This is a genomic window from Blautia sp. CAG:257 (genome assembly GCF_000433815.1).
GTDB classification, from domain to species: Bacteria; Bacillota; Clostridia; order Lachnospirales; family Lachnospiraceae; genus Blautia_A; species Blautia_A caecimuris.
The window spans coordinates 1-4198 of the sequence record NZ_HF999012.1; the positions used below are offsets into that span (position 1 = coordinate 1).

Sequence of the window (4198 nt, forward strand, 5' to 3'; positions counted from 1 at the left end):
TACCGCTGCGGCCTTGCCTGCTGCGGTGTGAATAAACGCCTGTTTTACAGCTGTCTGTCCCACTTTGCGGCCTGCGGATACAGCTGTCCTGCCTGTATTGCCAGAAGAGCTGGGGCTTCCACCAGGACGTGAAGCAGATCCACTGCTTCCAGAATGTGAAACCGTCTCTGTGCCATGGCCTGCCGCACTGCTTTCTGCTGCTCCTGCTCCGCTTCCAGATGCTTTTGCGCTCTCCAGGATTCCCGTCTTCTGTGCCTGCATAACTGCATTGGCTGTGGCTGCAAATACAGTAGATGCTTTTTCACTGTCAAGCAGATACAGGAACAGTACCACAGGTGCAACTGTGTAGAGCTGATATCCTTTTTTCTGAAGTTCCTCAGCCTTTGCCTTTATGGCTTTTCTTCCATATAGTAATCTCGATTTTACAGTATTTTCTGAAATTCCAAAGGTTTCTGCAATGTCCTTAATACTCTGGTCGTCCAGATGATACATCAGAATACACAGTCTCTGCTCATCCGAAAGACTGTCGATCAGCTCGTGCACCAGCTCCTGGGTTTCTTTCTGCGTATAGCTTCTCTCAGGCTGAAATTCTGACTTTTCATCTTCGATGTCAAGAGCAAACTGCTCTCCCTCATCATTTTCTCCCTCAAGCTGGGAAAACAGCATGGGACGTTTTTTTGCCAGCGCATTTTTGGCAGTGTTTGCCACAATGCGTCCAAACCATGCCCGAAAACTTGCAGGGTCTTTCAAAGTTGCCAGCGACTGCCATGCCTTTATGTAGGAATCCTGCAGCACGTCCATGGCATCTTCTTCATTTTTCATATATTTCAGCGCAATATAATACATATCCCGCTGTGTTGATTCATAAAGTGCGGAAAATGCGCTTTCATTTCCTTTAAGCGCCGCTTCAACGGCTTTCTTATAGTCCATTTTCTCTTCTGTCCTTTCTCACTGTCCGGCTGATCTTCTTTTTCTGTGTCCTGCTCAGCTCTGTTTCTGAGCGTTCTCTGCGAAGCAGCCATACAAACCATTTCATAACCAAACTGCTGTCCATATTTTCAGCCTTTCTGGTTTACTCCATATAACTGTTGTCCGGGCTGTAATAAAGAAGCGCCGGAACCAGGGTTGTCTTGTCGTTTTCGGAAGCCGCAGTATATTTAAGCTCCGCAGTCTCCCCCAGATCTACCAGTTCGGCATTCGTTGAATCAAAGGATACCAGCGTTCCCTCTCCGTCCATCCATACATAATTCAGACAGATTTCACGCCATCTGTCCTCTGTGTCATTCACAAAAGTAATTACATTATAAACCACATTTCCCTCTACGTCTTTCTTTATTTCAATTCCGTCCAGTGCTTTTACAGGAATGTAAGTAACTTCTGCTTCCTGAACAGCAAAATCAAGCAGCTTAATATCTTTCAGTTCCTTTACATCGCCGTAGATGGTATCCGGATTGCCGTTAAGAGAAGTAATATCTGTTACATCTTCTTTAGCTATGGTATAGATCACTTTTTTCGTTTCATGAGGAGCCAGCCCCACAGATTCCAGTGGTTCAAATTTCTCTGCGTCTATCTTCAGGGAAACGCTCCTGCCGTAAACCGTATCACTGCCGTTTATATACGTTTCTACTGTTTCCTCTCTTCCCCAGTCATCCACTACCATAGTTGCAGTGCATCCCAGCATAGGGAACACATCACAGGAAAAATCATTTTCATTGGATATGTTCATATCAATCTGGTACATTTCCGCATCTACCTGCTTCATAGAAAGATCGGAGATCATTACCTTATCTTTCAGGGAAGAGGCGCTTTGCGCTGCTTTTACCACACTTTTTCTAATCTCTATATTTCTCAGATAGTTTTCGGAATCCAGAGTAACCTGCTCCTTATGCTTTTTAAGATCTTCCAGCGGAAGCTTTTCTCCAAATCCTCCAAATAGACGTTCATCGATCATTTCCACCAGAGCCTCTCCGCTGAGATCCAGATAATACAGAAAGTTTCTCTCCTCATTGGGGGCAACAGTTACAGGCTTTATGTAGGTAGGATCTTCCAGAGAAATATTCTCTCCTCCCTCTGCATAGATCGCATCCGTATCCAAAAGGATCATTTCCTTTGATCCATAGTCATATTTGGGAGATACCAGTCCCACACTGAACATTGGATAAATCTGACAGGGAATATTATTCCGGTTGTAGGCAGTCACCTCGATCACATAACCGGATTCCGGCGCATTCTCTCCCAACGTTCCTCCATAGGCTTCCAGAGTCGATATACTTTGTACATTTATTCCGGCATTGTCAGATAAAGGAGTTTCCCCGTAATAATCATAGTTGCCGTAAAGCTGGTCATCCTCTGTCGCCTCTGCATTCTCCTGCATTTCCAGAGAATCGTTACTTTCTCTGCCCTCTGCGGCTTCTCTCTGAATATCAGGATCTGTCATTTCCACCATGTTATTACCGGAACTGTTTTCTGCTTCTTCTGTTTTCTTTTCCTCTTCCGGATTTCCGTTCTCTATTTCAGCCGGAGCTTCCACGATCTCGGAAACCTCAGAAGAAACCTGCATGATTTCGGTTTCTGTTGTCTCAGAAGCTGTTTCGGCTTCCGTTTTCTTCGTTTCTGTTTCCGGGGCTTCTACTTTTTCGGCAGCCTGTATAGCTTCACTTTTCTCAGAAACCTTTGTTTCTGTCTTATCTGTTCCTCCAATACTTCCTATTCCCACAGCCAGAACTACTGCCACAGCAACAGCAGCCGCCCCATACGCCCATTTTGGATGGATTTTCTTATCTCCTGAAGCCTCTCCTTCCGGCGTTTTGCCGAAATCCTGTATTTTATGCCTCAATACATCCTTCCGGCTGTTCTTCGTCTCCTTTGAAGCAGTCTGACTTACCGGAGCGCCACATTTGGAACAGAACTTTGTTCCTTCTTTTATCTTTGCACCACATTTTTTGCAAAACATTGTTTTTCCTCCCGGATCTGCATTTTATCTCTCTTATTTTGCACACGCACCTGTCGCTGTACAGGCAACATACATGATATAACATGCATGTATAAAAACTCATGTATGCTACCATGCTGTTAAACAGGAGGTAACTACATGATTTCATACGAACCCTTCTGGCAGACCATCCGCCGGAAAAATATATCCACATATCAGCTGATCTACGAATACGGGATTCTGCCTGATACAATCCAGCGTCTGCGAAGCGGCAAGACCATTACCACAAAAACTCTTAACACTCTCTGCAGTGTTATTGACTGTCCGATATCTGATATACTGATTTTTATTCCGGATGAAGAATCCAGATAATCAATACTGATTTTTTATATATTTTTATTTATCAGTATTTTGTCAGCTGAACTCTCTGTCTCATAAGCATATTGCTTGTCATCATAGACGAAATCACAGATGATACAAAAATCACCACACCGCCTGCCAGAAGCAGCAGATACCCCTGCCCCTGAAAAACGGAGGTCAGTTTGCTGCACACATACAGCAGAACCCCAATAGCTGCCAGATTGAATACAGAAGAAATCACAGGGGCACGTTTTAACAGAACACAGATAAAGGATACCAGCACCAAAATCCCCATAACTACAAGCATAATCGCTGCAGTACTTGTATAGTCTCTGAAGCTCTGATAAATCTCAACATTTCTTAATTCTGTGTCCAGATATCCGGTAAGTTTCCGCGCATTCTCTCCAAATACAAAAGTCGTCATGAACTTCATAATAGAAGGGGTATCACCCATAAAATCCGTGAATTTATTTAAAAATCCTATAAGGAAACCATTGGTATAGTTTGGAAGAAATACTGCCACAATCTCCATTACACAGCCGATCAGTACTCCAAAATGTCCAAGATTATAGGCTCTCAGATACCTTTGTTTTTTTGTTTTCGATTTCTTAATGGCTGATGCTTCCGAAATCTCCCCGGACCAGCCGGACTGTGTGGTTTTTTCACTTCTTATCGTGTCAGAATCCATGGTACTTTTTCCTGTAGCTGTATGTCCCATAAGATTCTTGTTTGCTGCATTCTGATTTATTGCACTCTGATTCGACAGAACTGCTCCTGTTACTTTTCCGCATTTGGGGCAGAACCGAACTCCGTCCGGTATCTGATTCCCGCAGTTTTTACAAAACATTACATTTTCCTCCCTGTATAGTATATAGTCAAGTCTTTTTCCTTTAAAATCAAGGTTTT

General features: G+C 43.6%; 4 protein-coding genes. 1 reads left to right on the forward strand and 3 read right to left on the reverse strand.

The features are described from left to right. The coding region (locus QVP40_RS03390; RefSeq protein ID WP_288200304.1) for an RNA polymerase sigma factor at positions 1-930 on the reverse strand (930 nt) is incomplete at its 3' end. 142 nt (positions 931-1072) lie between these two features. Next, positions 1073-2953, reverse strand: coding sequence for a zinc ribbon domain-containing protein (locus QVP40_RS03395; RefSeq protein ID WP_022067094.1), 1881 nt, complete (start codon positions 2951-2953; stop codon positions 1073-1075). Between the two features lie 138 nt (positions 2954-3091). Here QVP40_RS03395 and QVP40_RS03400 point away from each other — a divergent pair, with 138 nt between their 5' ends. After that, the gene (locus QVP40_RS03400; protein WP_022067095.1) at positions 3092-3304 is read left to right on the forward strand and encodes a helix-turn-helix domain-containing protein; all 213 of its coding nucleotides are present in this window, start codon (positions 3092-3094) and stop codon (positions 3302-3304) included. Between the two features lie 31 nt (positions 3305-3335). On the opposite strand, the gene QVP40_RS03405 is transcribed toward QVP40_RS03400, so the two are convergent. Further along, positions 3336-4198 (reverse strand): zinc ribbon domain-containing protein (locus QVP40_RS03405; protein ID WP_288200305.1); only part of this gene is annotated, 863 nt, incomplete at its 5' end.